At 71.9% G+C, this 22,140-nt stretch carries 21 protein-coding genes and 1 pseudogene; 9 read left to right on the top strand and 13 right to left on the bottom strand.

Annotated elements, in window-relative coordinates:
* Positions 1-55 precede the first annotated feature (55 nt).
* From ACTWQJ_RS20125 to ACTWQJ_RS20105, 5 genes are all read right to left on the bottom strand, one after another.
* Positions 56-1,084, bottom strand: coding sequence for a methyltransferase (locus tag ACTWQJ_RS20125; RefSeq protein WP_443308008.1), 1,029 nt, complete (start codon positions 1,082-1,084; stop codon positions 56-58).
* Between the two features lie 49 nt (positions 1,085-1,133).
* Complete coding sequence (locus tag ACTWQJ_RS20120; RefSeq protein ID WP_443308007.1) at positions 1,134-2,195, bottom strand: right-handed parallel beta-helix repeat-containing protein; 1,062 nt, start codon at positions 2,193-2,195, stop codon at positions 1,134-1,136.
* Between the two features lie 302 nt (positions 2,196-2,497).
* On the bottom strand, positions 2,498-3,715 hold the full coding sequence (locus tag ACTWQJ_RS20115; protein ID WP_443308006.1) for a dihydrolipoyl dehydrogenase family protein: 1,218 nt from the start codon (positions 3,713-3,715) through the stop codon (positions 2,498-2,500).
* On the bottom strand, positions 3,700-3,855 hold the full coding sequence (locus tag ACTWQJ_RS20110) for a hypothetical protein (RefSeq protein WP_443308005.1): 156 nt from the start codon (positions 3,853-3,855) through the stop codon (positions 3,700-3,702). Before ACTWQJ_RS20110 ends, ACTWQJ_RS20115 begins: the two co-directional genes overlap by 16 nt.
* A 117-nt stretch (positions 3,856-3,972) precedes the next feature.
* Positions 3,973-5,670 (bottom strand): tetratricopeptide repeat protein, encoded by a 1,698-nt coding sequence (locus ACTWQJ_RS20105; protein ID WP_443308004.1) that lies wholly within the window; start codon positions 5,668-5,670, stop codon positions 3,973-3,975.
* A gap of 294 nt (positions 5,671-5,964) precedes the next feature.
* Here ACTWQJ_RS20105 and ACTWQJ_RS20100 point away from each other — a divergent pair, with 294 nt between their 5' ends.
* Both ACTWQJ_RS20100 and ACTWQJ_RS20095 read left to right on the top strand, forming a co-directional pair.
* Entirely contained in the window at positions 5,965-7,359 is a 1,395-nt protein-coding gene (locus tag ACTWQJ_RS20100) for a hypothetical protein (RefSeq protein WP_443308009.1), read from the top strand.
* 172 nt (positions 7,360-7,531) lie between these two features.
* Positions 7,532-8,905 (top strand): carbohydrate-binding protein, encoded by a 1,374-nt coding sequence (locus ACTWQJ_RS20095; protein ID WP_443308003.1) that lies wholly within the window; start codon positions 7,532-7,534, stop codon positions 8,903-8,905.
* A gap of 79 nt (positions 8,906-8,984) precedes the next feature.
* Here the strand turns inward: ACTWQJ_RS20095 and ACTWQJ_RS20090 are convergent.
* The 5 genes and pseudogenes from ACTWQJ_RS20090 to ACTWQJ_RS20070 all read right to left on the bottom strand — a co-directional run.
* Positions 8,985-9,350: pseudogene (locus ACTWQJ_RS20090) on the bottom strand (serine hydrolase); the annotation flags it as partial.
* Positions 9,278-9,550 carry a hypothetical protein gene (locus ACTWQJ_RS20085; protein ID WP_443308010.1) on the bottom strand — a complete coding sequence of 91 codons (273 nt, stop codon included), beginning with the start codon at positions 9,548-9,550 and terminating at the stop codon, positions 9,278-9,280. The gene ACTWQJ_RS20085 and the pseudogene ACTWQJ_RS20090, both read right to left, overlap by 73 nt.
* Positions 9,547-10,464, bottom strand: coding sequence for a DUF6895 family protein (locus ACTWQJ_RS20080; RefSeq protein ID WP_443308002.1), 918 nt, complete (start codon positions 10,462-10,464; stop codon positions 9,547-9,549). The genes ACTWQJ_RS20085 and ACTWQJ_RS20080 overlap by 4 nt, the downstream gene beginning before the upstream one ends.
* Complete coding sequence (locus tag ACTWQJ_RS20075) at positions 10,461-11,162, bottom strand: DUF6895 family protein (protein WP_443308001.1); 702 nt, start codon at positions 11,160-11,162, stop codon at positions 10,461-10,463. The genes ACTWQJ_RS20080 and ACTWQJ_RS20075 overlap by 4 nt, the downstream gene beginning before the upstream one ends.
* A gap of 21 nt (positions 11,163-11,183) precedes the next feature.
* Positions 11,184-11,372 (bottom strand): hypothetical protein, encoded by a 189-nt coding sequence (locus ACTWQJ_RS20070; RefSeq protein ID WP_443308000.1) that lies wholly within the window; start codon positions 11,370-11,372, stop codon positions 11,184-11,186.
* A gap of 402 nt (positions 11,373-11,774) precedes the next feature.
* Here ACTWQJ_RS20070 and ACTWQJ_RS20065 point away from each other — a divergent pair, with 402 nt between their 5' ends.
* The gene (locus tag ACTWQJ_RS20065) at positions 11,775-13,334 is read left to right on the top strand and encodes an APC family permease (protein WP_443307999.1); all 1,560 of its coding nucleotides are present in this window, start codon (positions 11,775-11,777) and stop codon (positions 13,332-13,334) included.
* 190 nt (positions 13,335-13,524) lie between these two features.
* A complete protein-coding gene (locus ACTWQJ_RS20060; RefSeq protein WP_443307998.1) occupies positions 13,525-14,262 on the top strand; it encodes a D-Ala-D-Ala carboxypeptidase family metallohydrolase in 738 nt (245 codons plus the stop codon).
* 65 nt (positions 14,263-14,327) lie between these two features.
* Here ACTWQJ_RS20060 and ACTWQJ_RS20055 read toward each other — a convergent pair whose 3' ends face one another.
* Positions 14,328-14,504, bottom strand: coding sequence for a CsbD family protein (locus ACTWQJ_RS20055; RefSeq protein ID WP_443307997.1), 177 nt, complete (start codon positions 14,502-14,504; stop codon positions 14,328-14,330).
* Positions 14,505-14,623: 119 nt separating this feature from the next.
* Between ACTWQJ_RS20055 and ACTWQJ_RS20050 the strand changes: the two genes are divergently transcribed.
* Together ACTWQJ_RS20050 and ACTWQJ_RS20045 are read left to right on the top strand one after the other, a co-directional pair.
* The gene (locus ACTWQJ_RS20050; RefSeq protein ID WP_443307996.1) at positions 14,624-15,463 is read left to right on the top strand and encodes an alpha/beta fold hydrolase; all 840 of its coding nucleotides are present in this window, start codon (positions 14,624-14,626) and stop codon (positions 15,461-15,463) included.
* Positions 15,464-15,469: 6 nt separating this feature from the next.
* Positions 15,470-16,465, top strand: a complete 996-nt coding sequence (locus ACTWQJ_RS20045; protein ID WP_443307995.1) for an aldo/keto reductase — start codon at positions 15,470-15,472, stop codon at positions 16,463-16,465.
* Positions 16,466-16,643: 178 nt separating this feature from the next.
* On the opposite strand, the gene ACTWQJ_RS20040 is transcribed toward ACTWQJ_RS20045, so the two are convergent.
* Complete coding sequence (locus ACTWQJ_RS20040) at positions 16,644-17,279, bottom strand: class I SAM-dependent methyltransferase (RefSeq protein ID WP_443307994.1); 636 nt, start codon at positions 17,277-17,279, stop codon at positions 16,644-16,646.
* A gap of 162 nt (positions 17,280-17,441) precedes the next feature.
* Between ACTWQJ_RS20040 and ACTWQJ_RS20035 the strand changes: the two genes are divergently transcribed.
* Positions 17,442-18,299 (top strand): fructosamine kinase family protein, encoded by an 858-nt coding sequence (locus ACTWQJ_RS20035; protein WP_443307993.1) that lies wholly within the window; start codon positions 17,442-17,444, stop codon positions 18,297-18,299.
* Between the two features lie 44 nt (positions 18,300-18,343).
* The gene (locus ACTWQJ_RS20030; RefSeq protein ID WP_443307992.1) at positions 18,344-19,006 is read left to right on the top strand and encodes a lipoprotein; all 663 of its coding nucleotides are present in this window, start codon (positions 18,344-18,346) and stop codon (positions 19,004-19,006) included.
* 12 nt (positions 19,007-19,018) lie between these two features.
* Here the strand turns inward: ACTWQJ_RS20030 and ACTWQJ_RS20025 are convergent, their stop codons facing one another.
* Complete coding sequence (locus ACTWQJ_RS20025) at positions 19,019-20,002, bottom strand: alpha/beta fold hydrolase (RefSeq protein ID WP_443307991.1); 984 nt, start codon at positions 20,000-20,002, stop codon at positions 19,019-19,021.
* A gap of 277 nt (positions 20,003-20,279) precedes the next feature.
* Here ACTWQJ_RS20025 and ACTWQJ_RS20020 point away from each other — a divergent pair, with 277 nt between their 5' ends.
* The gene (locus ACTWQJ_RS20020) at positions 20,280-22,049 is read left to right on the top strand and encodes a GAF domain-containing protein (protein ID WP_443307990.1); all 1,770 of its coding nucleotides are present in this window, start codon (positions 20,280-20,282) and stop codon (positions 22,047-22,049) included.
* The last annotated feature ends 91 nt before the right edge of the window (positions 22,050-22,140 follow it).

The following is a 22,140-nucleotide window of genomic DNA, read 5'->3' as shown; positions in this document are numbered from 1 at the left end:
CCCTGTCTTTTTTGTCCTCCCGGGGCCGGTGGTCTGCGGAGCGCGTCCGGGGTGATCAGCCGGGCACGGTGCAGTCGAACGCGTGCAGGTAGGGGTTGACCTCACGGACGTCGTCGATGACCAGCCCCGCGTCGGTCAGCCGGCGGACCATGCTCTCCCGGGTGTGCTTCGCCCCGCCGACATTGAGGAGCAGCAGCAGGTCCATCGCGGTGCTGAAACGCATGGAGGGCGTGTCGTCGACGAGGTTCTCGATGACCACGACCCGTGCCCCGGGGCCGCCGGCCTCGATGACGTTGCGCAGGGTCCGCGCGGTGCTGTCGTCGTCCCACTCCAGGATGTTCTTGATGATGTACACATCGGCCCGGACCGGGACGGCCACGCGGCAGTCGCCGGGCACGATGCGCACCCGGTCCGCGAGCGCTCCTCCCGGACGCAGCCGTGGGTCGGCGTTCTCCACCACGCGCGGCAGGTCGAGCAGGGCCCCCTGGACCGACGGGTACTTCTCCAGCAGGCTCGCCAGGACATGACCCTGACCACCCCCGATGTCGGCGAGCGACGAACTCCCCAACAGATCGAGGAACTGGGCGACGTCCCGCGCGGACTGCATGCTCGAGGTCGTCATGGCGCGGTTGAAGACGACGGCGGACTCGGGGGCGTCCTCGTTGAGGTACTCGAAGAACTCCTTTCCGTACAGGTCCTCCACGACGTTCCGGCCGGTGCGCACCGCCTCGTCCAGCCTCGGCCACGCGTCCCAGGTCCACGGTTCGGTGCACCACAGGGTGATGTAGCGCAGGCTGTGCGGATCGTCCTCGCGCAGCAGCCGGGACATGTCGGTGTGCGCGAACGTCCCGTCCTGCTGCTCGGCGAACACGCCGTAGCAGGACAGGGCCCGCAGCAGCCGTCGCAGCGGCTGGGGTTCGGTCTTCACCGCGGCCGCGAGGTCCTCCACGGCCATGGGGCCGTCACCGAGGGCGTCGGCGACTCCCAGCCGGGCGGCCGCCCGGAGCGCGGCGGCACACGCCGCCCCGAACACCAGCTCCCTCATCCGCATGGACGGCGGTGGAGCAGTCTCTGCGGTCGTCATGTGCCGCCTTCCTTCCTTCGTGGGGCCACGGGTGACTGCGGCCGGCCGGTCAGCACAGCCCCGCAGGCTCGGACGCCCCGCAGGAGTTGTTCGCGAAGGTGTTGCCCTTGCCGGTGTCCGCGTTGACGAGATCGGCCGGGGCGTTGCCCTCCAGCTCGTTGTCGCTGATCCGGTTCTGCTCGCTCTTGACACCCACGAGGCTCTGGAACAGGACGATGCCGCCCGACAGCGGGGAGGCGCCGACGTTGTCCTTGATCACGTTCCCCGTCACCAGGGTCTTCTCGGCACCGGTCAGAACGACACCGGAGCCCTGCAGGAAGGGCAGCCGTTCGGTCTTCGGGCAGTACTTGTTGTTCGCCACGACGTGGTTCTCGCGCACGGCCAGGTCGCCGGCCCTGGGCTTGTTCTCGTCACCGACGACGAACAGTCCCGCGCAGTTGCCGGCGACGTGATTGCGCTCGACGCTGAGGTTGCGCAGGCGCCGAACGGTGACGCCGATCCGGTTGCCCTCCAGCCGGTTGTACTCGACCACGGTTCCGCCGGTGTCCGCGGCGCCTTCCTCGGCCGTGATCGAGTTGGCGAGGAACAGACCCGCATCGCCGTTGTCGCGGGCGGTGTTCCCGCGGAACACGCTGCGGACCGACCGCTCCTGGGCGATGCCCCACACCCCGTTCTTCACGGCCGTCACGTTCCGGACGGTCAGCCCGTCCGTCCGGAGCGCCGACACACCGCTCTTGGCGAAGCCGGTCACGGTCAGGGAGGCCACGGTGACGTCCTCGATCCTGCGGTTCTTCGTCCCCACCACGCAGATGCCGTTGCCGGCCGCGGCGCAGCTGTTGGCGGCCTTCGTCGTGGCCGGTTTGATCACCGTGCCCCGACCCACACCGCGCAGGGTCAGCCCGGGCGTGGTCACCTTGACGCTCTCGCGGTAGGTGCCGGGGGTCACGAGAACGGTGTCGCCCGGCTCGGCGGCGTCCACCGCCTCCTGGATCGACTCCCCCTCGAGGACCACATGGATCGAATGCCCGGTAGACGTCGGCTCAGCGGCACCGAGACCGGTCCCGACGAGCGCTGCGGTGCACGCCAGGTACGCAATATGGCTTTTCATCATATTCCGTACGGTAAGCCCCAAGTCCCCGCGGACAGGGCGGATCGTCCGTCCGACGGCGTGTCATGGGCGCCTGGATCCGCCGACTTGGGCCGTCTCCGCCGGCCGGGATCGGCGGGACACCGGACGCGTGGTGCGCTTCGGCCACCGCGCGGTGCAGGCGCCCGCCTCAGCCACCGCGACGACGAAGCACAGGTCGAACAGGAGCTCCAGGGAAATGGCGACCCGGTGGGGCTCCCCCGGGTCGCGGGCCGACATGACCTGCCGGAGCGCGTCCCGGCCCGCGGAGAGAGCCGGCGAACGGCTCAGCGCAGTCCCGCGAGTGCGGCCTCGACCGCGCGGTGGAAGGTCGGGTAGGTGTAGATCATGTTCCGGAGCTGCTCGACGGGCACTTCGGCGTGGACGGCGACGTTCAGCCCGTACAGCACCTCGCCGCCGGCCGGGCCCGCCGAGGTGGCACCGACCAGAATGCCCCGGTCGGCGTCCTCGACGAGCTTGATGAAGCCCTCGCTGCCGGCCTTGTGGCTCCAGCCGCGGGTGGACGACGACAGGGGCAGCACGCTGGTCCGCACCCGCAGGCCGTCCTCGCGGGCCTGCCGTTCGGTGCGGCCGACCGCGGCGATCTCCGGGTCGGTGAAGGTGACCCGGGGCAGCGCCCGGTAGTCGGCTTCGGCGCCGGGCTGTCCGAGGATGTCCCGTACCGCGATCTGCGCCTGATACATGGACACATGGGTAAACGCACCGCGCCCGGTGACGTCCCCGACGGCCCAGAGGCCCTCGCCGGCCCGCAGCCGGCCGTCGGTGGGCACCGCGTTCGCCGACGCGTCGAGCCCGACGGCCTCCACGCCGAGCCCGCTCAACTCGACCCGGTGCCCGGCGGCGACCAGCAACCGCTCCGCGCGCAGCGTCTCCCCACTGTCGGGGCGGAGCGTGAACACGTCGGCGTCATGGCCGGCCTCCGCGGCCCGCACCGAGGTGAGCACCCGCACGCCGTCCGCACGCAGCACCTGCGCCGCCAGGTCACCGGCCTCGGGTTCCTCGGCCGCGAGGACGCGGCTCTGCCCCTCGACGACGGTCACCTCGCACCCGAACCGGGCGAAGACCTGGGCGAGTTCGACACCAACGGCTCCCCCACCGAGCACGACGAGGGAGCCGGGCAGTTCCTTGGCGGCCATCGCGTCGCGGTTCGTCCAGTACGGCGTCCCCGCCAGGCCGGGTATGCCGGGGATCCGGGGCCGGGTGCCGGTGGCCAGGACGACACCCCGTCGGGCCTGCACGGTCCGTCCGCCGACGGTCACCCGGCGCGGGCCGGCGAGGCGCCCGGTACCGCGGACCAGCCGGACGCCCTTGGCGGTGAGGCGGTCCGCGGCCGCCTGGTCGTTCCAGTCGTCCGTGGCCTCGTCCCGGATCCGCCGGGCGACCTGCGTCCAGTCCGGTGTCACGGTGGCCTCGCCCGCAAGGCCGGGCACCCGGCGCGCTTCGGCGAGGAGGTCCGCGGCCCTGGTCATCATCTTGCTGGGCACGCACGCCCAGTAGGGGCACTCGCCTCCACCAACTGCGCCTCGATGCCCACGACGTCCAGTCCGGCGTCGGCGAGGGTTCCTGCGACGTACTCCCCGCCGGGGCCCAGGCCGACCACGACCACATCCGCCTGTTCACTCACTGGTGCGTCTCCTCGTAGCTCGTCGCGTGCCGGGCGCTCAGATCCGGGGCGGCGACGGCCGCGCCGGGCTGCCTGTCGGCGCACGGCGACTTGCCCGAGAGGGAACGACCCGGCGGCTCACCCGTGATCGCGGCGTGCGCAGCAGTCGGCCGGGCCGGCGGCGTCGGAGGCGCGGTCGAGGCGGCAGAAGCAGGACGCCTCGATCGGTACGTCCGCCATGGCGGCGGCCAGCTTCAGCTGCTGGGCCACGATCTGCGCCTCCCCCGTCTTGCCGAGGCGGACGAGGCACTCGTGGAACCCGTGCAGGGCCCAGACGTTCCCGGGGTGCTGCAAGGGGCGCGGGAGGGTGTCGTCGAGGCCCAGGTCGGCCCGGTACACCGCCTCCGCCTCGGCGACGCGTCCCTGTTCCAGCAGCAGGGCGCCGTAGGCGTGCCGGGTGGGCTGCATCCATCCCCACGGCTCGTCGTAGGGGAGGCTGTCGTCGAGTTCGATCGCCCGCTCCAGCGCGGCGAAGGCGGCGTCGTGGTTGCCCTTGCGGTACTCCAGCTCACCGTCGAGCATCGCCGAGGCGACGGCGAGGATGTCGGCGCAGGTGTTGTTGAACAGCATGCGCGTGTCCGGGACGCCGGCCAGCGCCTCGCGGAACAGTGCGCGTTCGGCCTCGGCCTCGGCGATCCGGCCGGTCGCCGAGAGCGCCACGCCGCGGGCGTAGCGCAGCATCGCGGTCGTCACGCTGTAGAGCTGCGGGTCGGCAGGCAGAGGCAGATCCAGAATGTCCGCCCAGCGGCCGAAGCGGATCAGCACATGGACCCGCATCGCAAGGAAGCCCTCCAGCCAGTCGGCCATGGGCGGGCTCTGCACACGCAGCAGATCCTGCGTGATGGTCGACTCGAGTTCGGCGGCGGTCTCGAGGGCGGTCCGGGACTGGCCGAGGAACATCGCACCGTAGATCTTGAAGTGGTAGTTGTGCGAGCGGTACAGGGTGTAGAAGTTCATCGCCCCGGCCCGCGCGCGGTATTTCTCGTCGGCGGCGATGGCGTCGCTGTTGTCGGACACGACGCGTCGGTAGTCGCCGCAGAGCACCTCCAGGTGGGTGGGCATGTGCTGGAGGTGGCCGGCGTCGGGCACCAGGCCGCGCAGCCGGTCCGCGACGGGCAGCGCAGCCTCGGGCGTCGGGGACATCTCCATGAGATGGATGTACATGTGCAGCACGCCGGGATGCCGGGACCCGTCCTCGGTGGCCAACGCGCGGTCGAGGACCGCCTTGGCGTCGAGGGTGCGGGCGCCTTCGGCGGGCTCGCCGGTCCGGATGTTCCACAGCTGCCAGGGCGTGAGGTTCATCAGGGCGTCGGCGTACAGGGTGGCGACGTCGAGGTCGTCGGGGTCGAGTGCGTGAACGGCGCGCATGGCGTCGGCGTAGGGCGCGTTCCACACGGTGCAGTCCTCGGCGGGCTTGGACTGCGGGTAGCGGGCACGCAGTGCCTCGATCAGGGCGCGTTCGACGGGGGTGGCGCCGGCCGCCGCCTTTTCGTGGGCGAGCTCGACGGCGGCGTGGGTGCGGTCGACGGTGCGGACCAGGTCCTGGCCGTCGAAGGCCTCCCAGGGCTTGTTGTAGTTGGGGCCGAGCGCGTAGGCGATGCCCCACTGGGCCATGGCGCAGCCGGGGTCCGCGGCGGCCGCGGCCTCGAAGCAGGAGACGGCCTCCTCGTGGTGGAAGCCGTACGTCCAGGCCAGTCCGCGGTCGAACCACAGTTGGGCTTCGGGCGACGAGGTCGTCACGCGACGGCTGTGGGTGCCGAGGTTGTAGTAGTCCATGCGTCCGTCCTCCATCCGCGACCGCCGTGCGACGATGGATGCATACCCTGCCAGCCTAGTTGCGATCTTTCGGACGGGGCGGCTCCGGCTCACGATGCCGGCACCGCTCGTGGGACGCCGCCGAACAGTATGAACGCAACGATCAGGTGCATGGCCCTTCGCTCGGCGGCTCTCTAGCATCGCGGCGCACAGCGCAACGATGCGCCAGTCCGGACGAGGAGCCGCACCGTGAAGACATGGAGAGTTCCCAGGATCCGCCCACCGTTCCGCCTCGGTGCACGGGGCCGCGCGGGGATGGCCGCCTGCGTCGCGACCGTGCTCGCCACTGCACTTGCCGGTGTCCCTGCGGCCCGGGCGGAGACCGGGCACCCGGTGTCCGCGAGCTGCCCAGCGGACCTCGCCGGAGAGGCCACGTGTTACACCGGCCAGGACGCGAATGGCGCCTACTACGCCATCGCCGTCCCCCATGACTGGAACCGTTCCCTGGTCGTCCACGCCCACGGCGGCCCCGACCTCGGGGAAGGCTCCGACCCGGAGCGCAGCCTCGACGATCTGGAGCGCTGGGCGGTGATGGTGGACCAGGGCTACGCCTGGGCCGGCACGTCCTACCGCCGCGGCGGCTACGGCACCCGCATGGCAGCCACCGACACCGAGCACCTGCGCCGTCTGTTCGTATCCGAGTTCGGCAGGCCGCAGCGGACCTATGTGCACGGCCAGTCGTGGGGCGGGAACGTCGCCGCCAAGGTCGTGGAGGTCTACGGTGGGCAGCGCGGCGCGTACGACGGGGCGCTGCTCACCAACGGCGTCCTCGGCGGCGGTTCCCGGGGCTACGACCACCGGGTCGACCTGCGTGTGGTCTACCAGTACTACTGCCGGAACCTGCCCCGTCCCTCCGAGCCGCAGTACCCGCTGTGGCAGGGCCTGCGCCCCACGTCGGACCTGACGACGGACGGGCTGCGCGCACGGCTGCAGGAGTGCACCGGATACGCCTCCGAACCGCGGGAGCGGACCGCGCTGCAGCAGCGCAACCTCGACGACATCCTGGCCGTCACCCGGATCCCGGAGCGCACGCTGGAATCGCATCTGCGCTTCTCGGTCTTCACGTTCCGCGACATCGTGCACAACCGGCTCGGCGACCGCAATCCGTTCGGCAACCGGGGCGTGTGGTACTCCGGGTCGCATGACGACGCGGCGCTCAACGCCGGTGTCGAGCGGTTCTCCGCCGACCCGGCCGCCGTCCGGGACCTGTCCTACGACAGCGACCTCACGGGCAGGGTCGGGATCCCCGTCCTGACGCTCCACGCGATCGGCGACCCGACGGTGTTCGTCGAGCACGAGGCGGCCTACCGCGCCACACTCCAGGGTGCAGACCGGGACGGGCGACTTGTGCAGACCTTCACCCGGGAGTCCGAGCACAGCGGGTTGAGTGACGCCGAGTACGCCAACTCCCTGGCGGCACTGGACGGTTGGGTGCGCAGCGGACGGAAGCCGACGCCACGGTCGATCGCCGGGTCCTGTGCCGCATTCGACCGCACCTACGGCTCCGGATGCTTCTACGACCCGGACTTCGTTCCCTCCCCCTACGCCACCCGCGTCCGGCCCCGCCCGGGCGGACTGCACTGGCCGGCCATGACCGCCGCCCAGGAGCGGGCCTGGAGCCGCATCGAGGGGGTCGGAATCGCCCCGTGAGGGAGGCCGCGCCGGTTCGGCGCGTGTGACTTCCCGGTGCGTACTGCACTTGGCGCCCCTTTCCCTCACCAAAGCGCGAAAGCCCCGCGCCGGTGACATTGCTTCGGTCCTTCCAGGCAAGCCCTCGCCTCATGGCAGCTTCACCCGTATCGGACTGGAAGGAACCATTCGCATGGTCCACAGACTTGCCCCGACCGCACGCCGCGCGGCCCTGATCGCCCTCGGCACGCTGGTTCTGAGCGGGATCGGCTCGGCCGCGGGGGCCGAGCCGCCGCCCGCGGCCGGGTCTCTGCCCACGGCGGCGCAGACAGTGGGGGCCGACAGGCCGTCGGTGCAGGTGCTTCGCGCGCTCCAGCGGGACCTCGAGCTGACCCCCGCCCAGGCGGAGGAGCGGTTGGTGAACGAGGCGGAGGCCGGCAGCCGTGCGGGGCGTCTGCGCAATGCGCTGGGCAAGCGCTTCGCCGGGGCCTGGGTGAGTGGTACGACATCCCAGGAGCTCACCGTCGCGACCACCGACGGCGCGGACGTGGCCGCCATCCAGGGCCAGGGCGCGAAGGCCCTGGTCGTCAAGGAGTCCCTGGCCGGTCTGACGGCCGTCAAGAGGAAGCTGGACGCGGCGGCCTCCCGTGTCGCGACCGCCGACACGCCGCTGTGGTACGTCGACGTTCCGGGCAACCGGGTCGTGGTCGAGGCTCGGAGCCGGTCGTCCGCGTCCGCCTTCGTCAAGGCCGCCGGTGTCTCGGGCAAGGGCGTCGCCGTCCATGTGTCGGCGGACCGGCCGCGTCTGCTGGAGGACATCGTCGGCGGCGACCCCTACTACATCAACGGATCGGTTCGCTGCTCCGTCGGCTTCTCCGTGACCAAGGCCGAGCAGCAGGGCTTTGCCACCGCCGGTCACTGCGGCGCGGCGGGCGACACGACGACCGGCTTCAACCAGGCCGACCAGGGCACCTTCGAGGCCTCCGTCTTCCCCGGCAAGGACATGGCGTGGGTGGGCGTGAACTCCGACTGGACCGCGACCGCCGACGTCAGGGGGGAGTCGGGCCAGCGCGTGCAGGCCGCCGGCTCGGTCGAGGCGCTGGTCGGGGCGTCGGTGTGCCGCTCCGGCTCGACCAGTGGCTGGCACTGCGGCACCATCCAGCAGCACGGCACGAGCGTCAGGTACCCCGAGGGCGTCGTGAACGGCCTGACCCGGACGACGGTGTGCGCCGAACCGGGCGACTCCGGCGGCCCCTACCTCGCGGGCGCCCAGGCGCAGGGGATCACGTCCGGCGGGACGGGCGACTGCAAGAGCGGTGGAACGACCTACTACCAGCCCGTCAACCCGCTGCTCAGCGACTTCGGCCTGACCCTCAGGACGGCTTCCGGCACGACGGCGACGCCGGCCCCGCAGGACGGCGGCGCCGACGGCTGGGCCTCGGGCCACGTCTACGGCGTCGGGGCCATGGTGAGCCACAACGGGGTTCGCTACCAGTGCCTGCAGACCCACCAGGCCCAGGGCTCCTGGACGCCGTCGGCCACCCCCGCACTGTGGCAACGCCTCTGACAGGTCCCACGGGACTCCCCGATACCGGCCGTGGCCCTCGCGCCGCGGCCGATGCCGGTGCATCGCCGCCACTGTTCCTCTATTCCTCCGCGAGGAACGCGTACGCGGTCGCCACGAACGGGTCCCGGGCGCGGAACCGACGCGTGCACAGCGCGGCCAGGGCGGTGCCGGTGTCGGGGCGGAAGCCAAGGAAGGCCGGCTGGCCGAGGGTGGCGCCGCTGTGGAAGTACATCGGCCCGCCCGACGCGGTGGGGTGGCGGAACCAGGCGATGGTGTGCACGTGCCGGTGGCCCAGGCCGCGCCGGAGCACGACGGCTCGCAGCGCATCCGCCAGGGGCGAACCGGACGGGTCGAGGTGGGCTTCGAGAAAGGTCAGCAGGTCGCGTGGGGTGGCTCGGACGGCGCCTGCCGCGGTGAAGCCGCCGGCGTCGAACGCGGGGACGGGGGCGGGGCGGTTCCGCCACAGCGGACGATGCGCCGGCCGTGCCGGGAGGCTGCGAAGACGACATCGGGGCCGTCGGCGGCGGCGACGGCGGCCTCCAGCCGCCGGCCCAGTCGGTCGTCGTCGCCCGGCGCCTCGTACGGTGGCCGCGCTTCCTCGGCGTCGATCGGGGCGCCCGGCCAGGGGGTGATCTGGACGCTCATGACGCATGGGCCAGTTCGGTCAGGGCGCGGGACGTGGCGAGCACGGAGGCGAAGGCGGCGACCAGCGTGGGGTGGTAGACGATGTCGAACACCTCTTCTGCGCTGCCCTCGGGCATCGTCCGCACCGCGGGCATGGCGCCGTCCGGCTGCTGGGCGTCGGCGAAGCCCTGCCAGGCCCGCGCGTCCAGGCTGGGGCGGGGCAGGCAGGCGTCGACGACCAGCAGTTCGCCGAGCAGGTCCCAGCGTTGCAGGTCCAGCCAGTCGTCGATCCAGACCGGCAGCCACTCGGTGAGGTAGTCGGCGATACGGGGTGGCAGGCCGTCGGGGTGCTCTCCCCAGTCGGTGAGGTGGAACACGGTGTGGGTGACGTCGTAGGCGATGTGTCCCTCGACCGTCCATGGCTCGGGCGTGCGGGCCAGCCAGGTCGTCTCCAGGGCGGCGGCCTCGGGCGGGCGGGGCTGCAGGCCGAAGCGGCGTTGGAACGCGGACAGGCCGAGTCGTCGGGTGGGCGTCATCGCGAACGCCGCCCAGCTGTCCAGCCGGTGGTTCAGGACGGCGGCCCGCTCCACCTCGGGCCTGCGGTAACCGAGTTCCCTGAAGGGGAGGTAGACCTCGAAGGGGATCGGGGAGATCGGCTCCGTCCGCTGCCCGCACACCAGCATCTGGCCACCCTGCAGCGTCTCCCTCCACATGTGGTCGACCAACTGGCGTGCCAGCCGGGCCTGTTTGGACCCCGCCACGCCTTCGCGGAACAGCACCTTGCAGATCAGGGCGAGTTCGCCCACCGGCTTGAAACGCTCCAGGAAGCCCACTTCCGGGTCCACGTCGGGTTCGAGCCGGAATCCGTCGCGGTGGGTCCACAGCCACTCGATGGCTGCGACGCCGACGCGGTGCATCAGGCGGGTCTCGGTCATCGCAGTACTCCTTGCATCCGCCCGTTGTCGTGGTCCCGCTCCTCGCCGTCCGTATGCCGGATGTTCAGGGTGGCGGCGAAGGCGGCCATCAGCGTGGAGTGATAGCAGTGGGCGAAGTCGTCTCCGGCGTCGGCTGCGCGCGGGTCCAGAGCGTCCCGGCCGCCCTCCTCCGGGATCGCGCCCGTGTCGTGCTGCGCCGATGCGATCCGGTGCCAGGCGTCCTGGAGGCTGGCCGCCTGCCCGGGCACGCTGGCCGCGACTGCCAGCAGTTCGCAGCTCAGGTCCCACATGCAGGCCTCCAGGCAGGTGTCGAGCCAGCCGGCGTCGGGTTCTTCGCGCTCACGGTGGGCGGGCGGATCGTCCAGAGGCGTCTCGAACCGCCGTAGCGTGCGCGTCATGGCCCAATGGCTCCATACGACGGTGAGGGCGGCGTCGGCGCGCGGCGGGAAGCCCGCCACGGACGCCCGGAACACGGCGAGTTCCTCCGGCGCGGGGGTCGTGTGAAGCAGTACGTGCGGCAGGAGCGCGTCGGCTCCCAGTACGCGTACTGCCGCGAGGGCGAGGCCTCGCGCCGGGTCGTCGGTCGTCTCGGTGCCGGTCGCTCGCATGTGGTCCCCGCCCCGAAGAGCGGAGACCACAGCGGTAGCGAGATCCTGCACCGCGCCCTGCAGGAGGGCGGAAGTGCCTGATTGCTCCATCTCGCCGCTCCGTCGATCCGGTCAGCCCTTCTTCGGGCGCGGGGTCGGCGGAGAGAGCAGCAGGTGGCCCCCGCCGGAGGCGAGGGCGAGCGCTGCGCACTCGCGGCTGTCGCGGTAGACGCCCTCGGCCTCGGCAGGGTCCAGTACCGCCTCGATGTCGGCGGTCCGGATACCGGTGACCTCTTCGAGGATCGTTTCGGTGGAAGGCATAGCACCATCTCCCTCAGGGTGTAAGCCAGAAAGCCAGAACCTTCTACGACAGGGTTGACCGCTCTGCCGGAAATGATGCAAATGCCTTCATAATACGCATAGTTACCCGCTTCAACATCTCAAGCATCGAGCGGGTGGACTGTGTTCGCCTGACCGGAGGGACGCCACATGTGACGCGGATCACATGGAAAGACTTCACCGCGGCACATCGAGGGTCGCTGCGATTACCGAATATCGGACACCCGCCAGCATGCTTTGGATGTCTCACATGCAGTCGATAGATGACCTTGCAATCGCAGAGAAATAAGCGAATCGGCCATCGATTCGCGGGATACAAGAGGCCAGGCTCGCTCAACGTCACGCAGAGCCGCCACGGAAACCGCAGGATTTAACGTCCTGTTCATGACTCAGCTGGACGTACGGCCCGGGGCCGGAGACACAGGCGACGCCGCCCCTGCCGCGGGCATGCGCGCCAAGGGCCTGAGCGGGAACTCCGTCGGCCTGCTGGGCAGCGCGGTCATCGGTGTGTCCACCGTGGCGCCCGTGTACTGCCTGACCTCGACGCTCGGTTCGACCGCGGGCGAGGTGGGCGTGCAGATGCCCGCCGTGTTCCTCGCCGGGTTCCTGCCGATGCTGCTTGTCGCCTTCGCCTACCGCGAGCTGAACAAGGCCATGCCGGACTGCGGCACCTCGTTCACCTGGACGGTGAAGGCGTTCGGGCCGCGCGTGGGCTGGATGTGCGGCTGGGGCCTGGTGATCGCCACGATCATCGTGCTGTCGAACCTGGCCGGTGTGGCGACCTCGTACTTCTGGCTGCTCGCGGGGGAGGTCACGGGCAGTGACGCCGTCGCTGCGCTCGACGACAACAAGGCCGTCCACATCGTCACCTGTCTCGCGCTGATCGCGGTCGCGACGGTGATCAGTTACCGCGGTATGACCGCCACGAAGGGCGTGCAGTACGCGCTGGTGGCGCTCCAGCTGGTGGTGCTGGGTGTGTTCGTGGCGATGGCCTTCGGGAAGGCGGGAAGCCCCGCGTTCCCGACGTCGGCCGAGTTCTCGTGGTCATGGCTGAATCCGTTCGCCGTCCAGTCGTTCGCCGCGTTCACCGCCGGACTGTCGCTGTCGATCTTCATGTACTGGGGCTGGGACGCCTGCCTGACCGCCAACGAGGAGACCAGCGGCAGCAGCCGCACCCCCGGCCGGGCGGCGCTGGTCGCCATGGTGGTGCTGGTCGGCTCGTACCTCGCCACGGGGGTGGCCGCGCAGATGGTCGTCGGCTCCGGTGACCAGGGGCTGGGGCTGGCCAACCCCGAGACCTCCGACAACGTCTTCGCCGCACTGGCGGGCCCGGTGATGGGCCCGGCGCTCGGCATCCTGCTGTTCCTCGCGGTGCTCGCCTCCGCCGCGGCCAGCCTGCAGACCACGTTCATCCCGGTGGCCCGCACGGTGCTGGCCATGTCGGCATACGAAGCGCTGCCGGCGTCGTACGCCCGGGTCCATCCGCGCTTTCGTACGCCGGGGCGCGCCACAGTGACCGCGGGTGTCGCGACCGCGGTGTTCTACACCGTGATGACGCTGGTCAGCGAGCACGTACTGGTGGACACGATCTACGCGCTCGGCCTGATGATCTGCTTCTACTACGCCCTCACGGCTTTCGCCTGCGTCTGGTACTTCCGGGCGGAGCTGCTGCGGTCCGGACGGGACCTGCTGTTCAAGGGGCTGTTCCCGGTCGTCGGCGGGGTGCTGCTGGCAGCCGTGTTCGCCAAGACCCTCGTCGACATGTGGGACCCGGCATACGGCAGCGGGTCGTCCGTGCTGGGGGTGGGGTCGGTGTTCGTCATCGGCGTGGGGCTGCTCGCCCTGGGCCTGGTGATCATGACGGTGATGCGGTGGCGCAGCCCTGCCTTCTTCCGCGGCGAGGTGCTGACGAGGTCGACGCCGGCACTGGTCGCGCAGGACTGACCCACGGGACCAGACGTCGGATCAGTGCGGGTGTCGACGAGGTGATGCCGGCCCCCGCCCGCAGCGACCGTCCGGACAACTGCGTGATCGCGGTCTTGCCGGCGAGCGAGGGCGTACCGCATGGTTGACGCGCGTCACAGGTCCCTTCACGCTCGGCACCACCTCACGTCTCCCCCGGCATGGAGGCCGTATGTACACACGCACCGTCAGACTGATTCTCACGCTTGTCATGATCATGGCTGGTGCCCTGGCGGGCACGGTCGCGACGGCGGGCACCGCGCACGCCGACGGCTGCTACACCTGGAGCCGCACACTCGCGCAGGGCTCCTCGGGCGCCGATGTCACCCAGCTGCAGATCCGGCTCGGCGGCTATCCGGGCTACGGTTCCGTCCTGGCCGCCGACGGCGACTTCGGGCCGGCCACGGAGGCCGCTCTCAAGCGCTTCCAGTCGGCGTACGGCCTCACGGCCGACGGCGTGGCGGGGCCGAACACCTTCAACAAGCTGTACGCCCTGCAGGACGACGACTGCACCCCGGTCCACTTCTCCTACAGCGAGTTGAACGACTGCAACAGCACCTGGTCCGGCGGCGCGGTCAGCGCGGCGACCGCCAGGTCCAACGCGCTGCGCAGCATGTGGAAGCTGGAGGCCATGCGGCACGCGCTGGGCGACCAGCCGATCACGGTGACCAGCGGCTTCAGGTCCTACGCCTGCAACAGCGCCGTGGGCGGCGCGAGCAACAGCCGTCATCTGTACGGCGACGCCGTCGACCTCGGGGCCGGACCGCACTCCCTGTGCACCCTGGCCAAGCAGGCCCGCAACCACGGCTTCCGAGGCATCCTCGGCCCCGGCTACCCCGGCCACGACGACCACACGCACCTCGACCACCGGGCCGACCAGTACTGGTCAGCACCCACCTGCGGTATCTGAGCCGTACGGGCAACGAGCGGCGGGTTCCCCGACAGCAACAGGGGAACCCGCCGACGGCCGTGCACTCATCGGTGCCGGAACACGTCCTTGCCCTTCTCCTTCGCCTGACGCGCATCGCCCTTGGCCTGCTCCGCCTTGCCTTCGGCCGTCATGCGCTCGTTGCCGACCGCGCGACCCATCACCTCCTTGAGCTTCCCCTTGACCTGTTCCATCCTGGCCTTGGCCTTCTGTTCTCGCGCCACGGTGGTTCACCCCAAGTCACCAGCGACTTTCCGATGTCGCTCACCGTGTGGCCCGGAACGCGACACCCAAACGGAAAAGCGAGTTGCCGCGGCCGGACGCCGGTGACAGGGTCGCGGCCATGCCCAGCTTCTCCGCGTACGACGGAACCGAGCTCGCCCACCACGTCCTCGGCAACGGCCCTCCCCTGGTCTGTCTGCCCGGCGGCCCCATGCAGGCCTCCGCATACCTCGGGGACCTGGGCGGGCTGGCGGTGCACCGCCGGCTGATCATGCTGGATCTCCGGGGTACCGGCGGCTCGGCGGAGCCCGGGGATCCCGGCTCCTACCGCTGCGACCGGCAGGTCGACGACGTGGAGGCGCTGCGCGAGCACCTCGGCCTGGAGCGGATGGATCTGCTGGCGCATTCGGCCGGTGCCAATCTGGCGGCGCTCTACACAGCCCGCCACCCGGAGCGCGTCGGCCGGCTCGTGCTGGTCACGCCGAGCGTCATCGCCGTCGGGGTCCCGGTCACCGGCGACGACCGGCGGGCTGCGGCGGAGCTGCGCCGGGCGGAGCCGTGGTTTCCGGAGGCGTTCGCGGCGCTGGAGACGATCGTCGCCGGACAAGCGACCCCCGCATCGTGGCAGGCCATCGCACCGTTCTACTACGGCCGCTGGGACGAAGCGGCCCGGGCGCATCGGGCCGCCGAGGACGAGCAGCGCAACGCTGAGGCCGCGGCGGCCTACGCTGGGGAAGGCGCCTTCGATCCGGCAGCCACGCGTGCGGCACTCGCACGGTTCGGGTCGCCGGTGCTGCTGCTCGCCGGGGAGGTCGATCTGGCGGCCCCGCGGCGGGCCATGACCGAGTTCCAGGGGTTGTTTCCGGGTGCCGAGCTGGTCGTCCAGTCCGGTGCCGGACACTTTCCGTGGCTCGACGACGGAGGGCGGTTCGTGGGAATCGTCGCGGAGTTTCTGAGGTGAGCTGCCGTGCGGGCGGATGACCTGGTGCCACTGGGCCGCACCGGGCTGCGGGTCAGCCGGCTGGGGCTGGGGCTGGCATCGGTGGGCGGGCTCTTCGCCCCGGTCGCGCAGGACACGGCGGCCGCGGTGATCGACACGGCCTGGGAGGCCGGGATACGGCTGTACGACACGGCTCCCGTGTACGGGTACGGGCGCTCGGAGTCCCGCACCGGCGCGGCGCTGGCAAGCCGGCCGCGCGAGGCGTACGTCCTGTGCACGAAGGTGGGGCGCATCATCGAGCCGGGAGGGCCCGACACCCAGCCGATCTGGGCGGACCCTCCGCCCGGTCTGGGGCCCCGGCTGGACTACTCGTACGCCGGAGTCCTGCGCTGCATCGAGGAGAGCCTGGCGCGGCTGCGGCTCGACCGGGTCGACGTGGTGCACGTCCATGATCCCGACGAGGACTTCCCCACCGCCGTGCGCGAGGCCTATCGTGCGCTGGCCGACCTGCGGGACGCGGGCACCGTCAGGGCGGTGTCGATCGGCGTCAACCATGCGCCCGTGGCCGTGCGTTTCCTGCGCGAGGCCGCCCCGCCCGGGCCCGACTGCGTCCTGCTGGCCGGCCGCTACACCCTGCTCGATCAGTCCGGCCTGGACGAGTTGCTGCCGTTGTGCGCCGAGCGGGGCGTCGCGGTCATGGCGGCGGGCGTGTACCAGGGCGGACTGCTCGCCGACCCCCGTCCTGGGGTGCTGCACGGGTACGGGGCCGTTCCGCGGCGGCTCCTGTGGCGGGTGCGGGCCTGGGCGGCGGTGTGCCGGGCGTTCGACGTGCCGCTGCTGGCGGCCGCGGTGCAGTTCCCACTCGGGCATCCGGCCGTCACGAGTGTGGTGGTCGGTGCACGCTCGCCCGACGAGGTGACCGGCAGCGTGGATTTCTTCAACCACCCGGTGTCGCCAGCTTTCTGGCGGGCCGTCAAGGCCGCCGGCCTCCTCCCCGAGTACGCACCCACACCCGGCGGCTAGGGCCTGTCCGGCGGATCAGGTCGGAGGAAAACGGCGGCATCTCGTCAGCGCGGGTGAGCGGGGCGATGGGGGTGCCCCCGCGCGAGCGAAGCCGAGCGTGGGGGAGTCGGCGACCGACGACAACGCGGCAGATGGGCTGCCACGCCCCGCGTCTCCGGCATGATCCGCCGGACAGGCCCTAGAGTCGCCGGAGCCGCCACACGTGGTCGTCCCGGAAGCCTTCCCGGCCGTCCGGGGAGACGTTCGTACGTCGTACCGTCTCCGCCGTCTCGACGACCCACTCCCCGTCGGGCAGCGCCAGTTCGGCCAGCACCCCGTCGAGCGTGGGAAAGACGGCGTCGAAGGGCGGCTCGGTCTGCCAGGACGGCCAGCCGCCGTGCATCACGATCAGCAGGGTGCCTTTGTCCGCGACCGCGTCGGCGGCGCGCCGCAGGATCCACTCCTGGTCCAGCCCCACCGGGGACTGCAGGTACTGGGCGTTCACGAGGTCGAAGGAGCCCTCGGGGAAGGTCTCGCCGAGCTCGTGGCGTTCCCAACCGGTGCGGTCGCCGACTCCTGCGTCGGCGGCGTGCAGGGCGGCGCGTTCGAGGGCGGTGACCGAGATGTCGATGCCGGTGACGTGCCAGCCGCGGGACGCCAGCCAGATGGCGTCCCCGCCCTCGCCGCACCCGAGGTCGAGGGCGCGGCCCGGCTTCAGGTCGGCGGCCTCTCGCACGAGCAGCTGGTTCGGGCGGCCGCTCCAGACACGGTCGGTGTCGCGGTAGCGGGTCTCCCAGAACTCTGCGGGCTGGGTGGGCGCGGGGAGTTCGGGCATGGTGCCTCCTGGTCGTCTGCTCGGTCAGGGGCGCCGTATGCCGGGTGTGGCGCCCTCGTGACCGAGCCTGGACCACCGCCGCTCCGGCGACAACCGGCTTTGCCGATACGGCAAAGTACGGTTCTCTCCGGACCGGCCGCAGGCTGTCGTACCGTGGTCGCCGTGCGCGAAGGACCCGACACGGCAGCGGCGAGGATCACCGGGCGGGAAGTGACCGGAGTCCGTGCGCTGTCCGGCGCGCTCGCCGAGGTCTCCCTCGACGGTGGGCAGGTGGTGATCGTGAAACGCCAGGACGCGCCGGGCGGCGTGGGGGCCGAGGCCGCCGGGCTGCGCTGGCTGGGCGAGGCGGGCACGGTCCGCGTACCGGCCGTGCATGGTCATGACGGGAAGTGGCTGGTGACCGAACGCGTCCCGGCCGGCCGGCCCAGCGGGCAGGCGGCGGTCCGGTTCGGCCGGGACCTGGCCGCCCTGCACGCCCGTGGTGCGGCGGCGTTCGGGGTTCCGCCCCCCGGCGGACCCAGGGACGCGGCCATCGGACTCGCCCCCATGCGCAACGTCCCCGGTGACGACTGGCCGACCTGGTACGCCGAGCACCGGGTCCTCCCCTATCTCCGCCGCGCCGTGGACGACGGGACGCTGCGGCCCGCCGAGGCATCCGTCGTCGACCAGGTCTGCGAGCGGCTCCCCGGGCTCGCAGGCCCGGCCGAGCCGCCCGCCCGGCTGCACGGTGACCTGTGGAACGGCAACGTGCTGTGGGGCGCGGACGGACAGGCCTGGCTCATCGACCCCGCCGCGCACGGCGGCCACCGGGAGACCGACCTGGCCATGCTCCACCTCTTCGGCTGCCCCCACCTGGACCAGGTGCTCGACGGCTACCAGGAAACGGCCCCGCTCGCGGAGGGTTGGCGGGACCGCATCGGCCTCCACCAGCTCTTCCCCCTCCTCGTCCACACCGTCCTGTTCGGCCGGACCTACGCCGTGCAGGCGGTGGAGACAGCGCGGGCGGCTCTGGCACGGTGACGGGGGGATACAGTGACCCGCCTCAACCGAGAGGAGACGGTGCGGTGCAGGTCAGGGCGGGGAACGCGTGGCGGGGGCTGGTCCACGTGGCGTTGGTGGCAGGGCTGTTGGCAGGCTGCGCGGACGGGGAGGACGAGGCCCCCGCGAGCACGTCGGCGTCGGCGGACGCGGCCGGCGGCAACGGCAGCGGCGATGTCGCCAGGAGCGGCGGCACCATCGGCGCCGAGGGGTCGGCCTGCGAGCTGCCGGTGACGTTCGACATCGCCGAGGACTGGGCGGCGGAGTCCGTCGACGCCGCTGCCGGCGGAGCAGCGGAGGAACTGGCCGACGCCCTCCTCCACCAGGGCCCGGTCACCGCCGCCTGCGAGGTGGACGCCAAGCCCGCCGGGAACATCGGCTTCCTCCGTGTCTGGACCGGCGAGCCGGGCGACGACGACGCGCGCACCGTCCTCGAGGCCTTCGTCGCAGCCGAGGACGGGGTGAGCAACGAGAAGTACGGCTCCTTCGAGGCGGGCGGTCTCACCGGCGCCGAAGTGGAGTACCTCTACACCAGCGAACTGCTGGAGGAGACCAAGAAGGAGCGCGCGCTCGCCGTCACCACCCCGGACGGCCCGGTCGTCCTGCACCTCGGCGGGATGGACACCGAGGAACACGAGGCGATGCTCCCGGCGTACGAACTCGCCAAGCGGACCCTGCACGGTTCCTGAGGAACCGAGTCGTCAGCCGGCGAGCCCGGCGAGCCAGTCCGTGAGGATCCGGTTGACCTGCTCGGGGCGTTCCTGCTGGACCCAGTGGCCGCAGTCGTCGAGGAGACGCGAGGCGACCAGGCCGGGGAGTGTGTCGGGGAACGCCTCGATCGCGTCGGCGAGCCAGGTGACGGAGGCATCCCGGGCTCCGCCGACGAACAGGGAGGGCTGGGTGAGGGGTGCGCCGTGATGGCCGGCGAGGTCCGCCCAGTCCCGGTCCATGTTCCGGTACCGGTTGAGCGCACCGCTCAGGCCGGTGCGCTCGAACTCTCCGGCGAAGACGTCGAGTTCGTGCTCTCCGAGCCAGTGGGGAAGCCGCTCGGCCGGGAACCGGTCGCGCAGCCGGCCGCCGGGTCCGACGAAGTGCGGGTCGGGAGCGCCGGGATCCGGCATGGTGTCGGCGGACAGGGCGGCGTAGAAGCCGGCCAGCCAGCCGCGTACGTCGGGCTCGATCTCCGCCTCGGCACGGCCGGGCTGCTGGAAGTAGGAGACGTAGAACTCCTCCGTCCCGCCCATGGCGGCGAAGACGTCGCTCGGCTTCGGCCCGCCGGGCGGGGTGTAGGGCACACCGAGCAGTCCGGCGGCGCGGAACACATCGGGCCGGAGCAGCGCGGAGGTGGCTGCGATGGTCGCGCCCCAGTCGTGCCCGACGATCACGGCGGACCGCTCGCCCAGGGCCTCCACCACGGCCGCGTTGTCCGCCACCAGCTCCAGCATCCGGTAGGCGTCCACGGGGTCCGGCCGGGAGGAGCGGCCGTAGCCGCGGACGTCGATCGCCACCGCTCGGTGGCCGGCCGCCGCCAAGGCGGGCAGCTGGTGACGCCAGGAGTACCAGCCCTCGGGGAACCCGTGCACGAGCAGCACCAGCGGTCCGCTGCCCTGCTCCACCAGGTGGATCCGGCCGGCGGGTGAGGGCACCAGCCGGTGGGTGAGGTCGTCGGCGGACGGGTGCGGCATGGTTCCTCCCGAAGCGGTGAGCGGGTCGTCCGGCGTCGGCGGAGAGGGAGGACGCGGCCCCGTGCCGTCCGCCGGTGTTCCTCGATCATCCGGCCGTCGGCGGCACAGGGGCGAGGCCCGTTGCCGTTCCGGCAAAACGCCCTGACGGGACGGGGTCGCTGTGGCATCGCACCGTACGCTCCCGCGACCCCTGCCCGCCCGGGTGCGGGCAGGGGTCGTCGTGGCGCATTCTTGCTGTGTCGCCTGCGCGACGGCGCGCACGGACGAGGTAGGGCCGATGACTGGGAGCGTCGAGGGCCGGAACGCAGAGCCCGGACGGCTGGCCACGCTGCTGGCCGACGCCGCGGCCGAGGCGATCCGCGCCACCGACGGGCGCGCCGCGGGGATCTACCTGCCCTCCGGCGCACCCGGCGTTCTGCGGCTGGCCGTGCTGGTGGGGCTGCCCGGGCGCCTGTACCGGCCCTGGTGGCGGCTGCACGCGCACCGCCGGTTCCCGGTCGCCGACGCCTATCGGCTGGGCGTGCAGGTGGTGCTGCCGAATGTCACGGAGGCCATGCGCCGCTACCCCCAGTTCGCGGCCGGTCTGCCGTTCCCCGTGGGGACGATCTGTGTACCCGTCCCGGGGAAGGAGGGACCCTACGGCGTGCTGACCGTGCTGCGGCCTGCCGCCTCGGACGCCACCGAGGTGCTGGCCGAACGGGACCGTCTGGCGGAGCTGGCCGAGGATCTGCGGGTGGCCGTGCGGCGCCTGGAGGAGGACGGGGAGTCGCTCGTGTGGGACGACGAGCCGCTGTGCATACGGCCGCCAGGCACACGGCTGACGCCGGGCCGGATCGGGCGTTTCACCTGGGACCCGGCAACCGATGTCGTCACCGCGGACGATGCCGCGCGGGCCCTGCTGCGGCTGCCGGCCGAGGGCCTGCCCGGCCCCGCCGCGACCCTGACCGGGGCTGTGGCCCCGGGCGAGGCGGATCGCTTCCTGGAGCTGCTGTGCCAGGCGTCCCGTGGCGGGCCGCCGCCCGCACCCGTGCACCTGCACACCCCCGACGGCACGCGGCTGGTGGAGCTGTGGAACCCGGACGTCACCGACCGCAGGCCCGCCGTCGGTGCTCCATACCCCGTCGGCGGGATCGTGCTCGATGCGGCCTCGATGGCCGACGCGGCCGCCGACCAGCTCCCCCAGGGCGTCTTCTGCCTGGACCGGCTGGGACTGATCGGCTACGCCAATCCGCGTGCCGCCGAACTCCTCGGCGAGCCGCGGGCGCGGTTTCTCGGCCGACCCCTGTGGGAGGGTGTGCCGTGGCTCGGCGAGACCGCCTGCGAGGACCACCTGCGCGCGGCCCTGCTGTCTCCCGACCCGGTGCACTTCCACGTCCGGCGGTCCGGCCGTGAGGGAGGGCCGCACGATCGAAACGGCGGTGACTGGCTGGCCGTGTCCGTCCATCCGGGCCCGGACATCCTGACCTGCACCGTCACCCCGGCGAACCGGGGGACCGAGGCTCCCGCAGCGCCCGCGCCCGCGCCGGCGTCCGCCGACGCCTCCGATGCCGAAGTGGCCGCGACCTCACTGGTCCACCGGCCGATCGTCCTCGCCATCGCCCTGACCGAGGCGGCCACCGCCCGGCAGGTCTCCGCGGTGGTCATGCAGGAGCTGCTGCCCGCGTTCGGCGGCCGTCGGCTCGCCATCTACCTGCTGCAGGAACGGCACCTCTACCTGGCCTGGGAGACCGGGTTCCCCCCGGGATTCCTCGCGCCGTTCGAAGGCGTGAGCCTCAGCGCCCGGCTGCCCGGCGTCGAGACGCTGACCACCGGCCAGCCTCTCTTCTTCGACTCGATGCAGGCGCTGTCGGACGCCTACCCCGGCATCCCCCTCGACGCGACCGAGGGAGCCCGCGCCTTCCTCCCGCTGATCGCCTCGGGGCGGCCGTTCGGCTCCTGCATCCTCGGCTTCGACCGGCCCCGCAGCTTCAGCACCGAGGAGCGCACCGTCCTGACCGCGCTCGCCGGGCTGATCGCGCACGCCATGGAGAAGGCGCAGCGCTACTAGACGTAGGCCGCGCTGGCCCGCGGGCTCCAGCGGGCCCTGCTGCCCCGGCGGCTGCCCGACCACCCCCGGGTGGAGACCGCGGGCCGCTATC

It is taken from the genome of Streptomyces sp. KR55 (assembly GCF_052245645.1).
Lineage (GTDB): Bacteria > Actinomycetota > Actinomycetes > Streptomycetales > Streptomycetaceae > Streptomyces > Streptomyces flavusporus.
The sequence above is the reverse complement of the archived record's forward strand: the minus strand, read 5'-3'. Positions and strand labels throughout refer to the sequence as shown.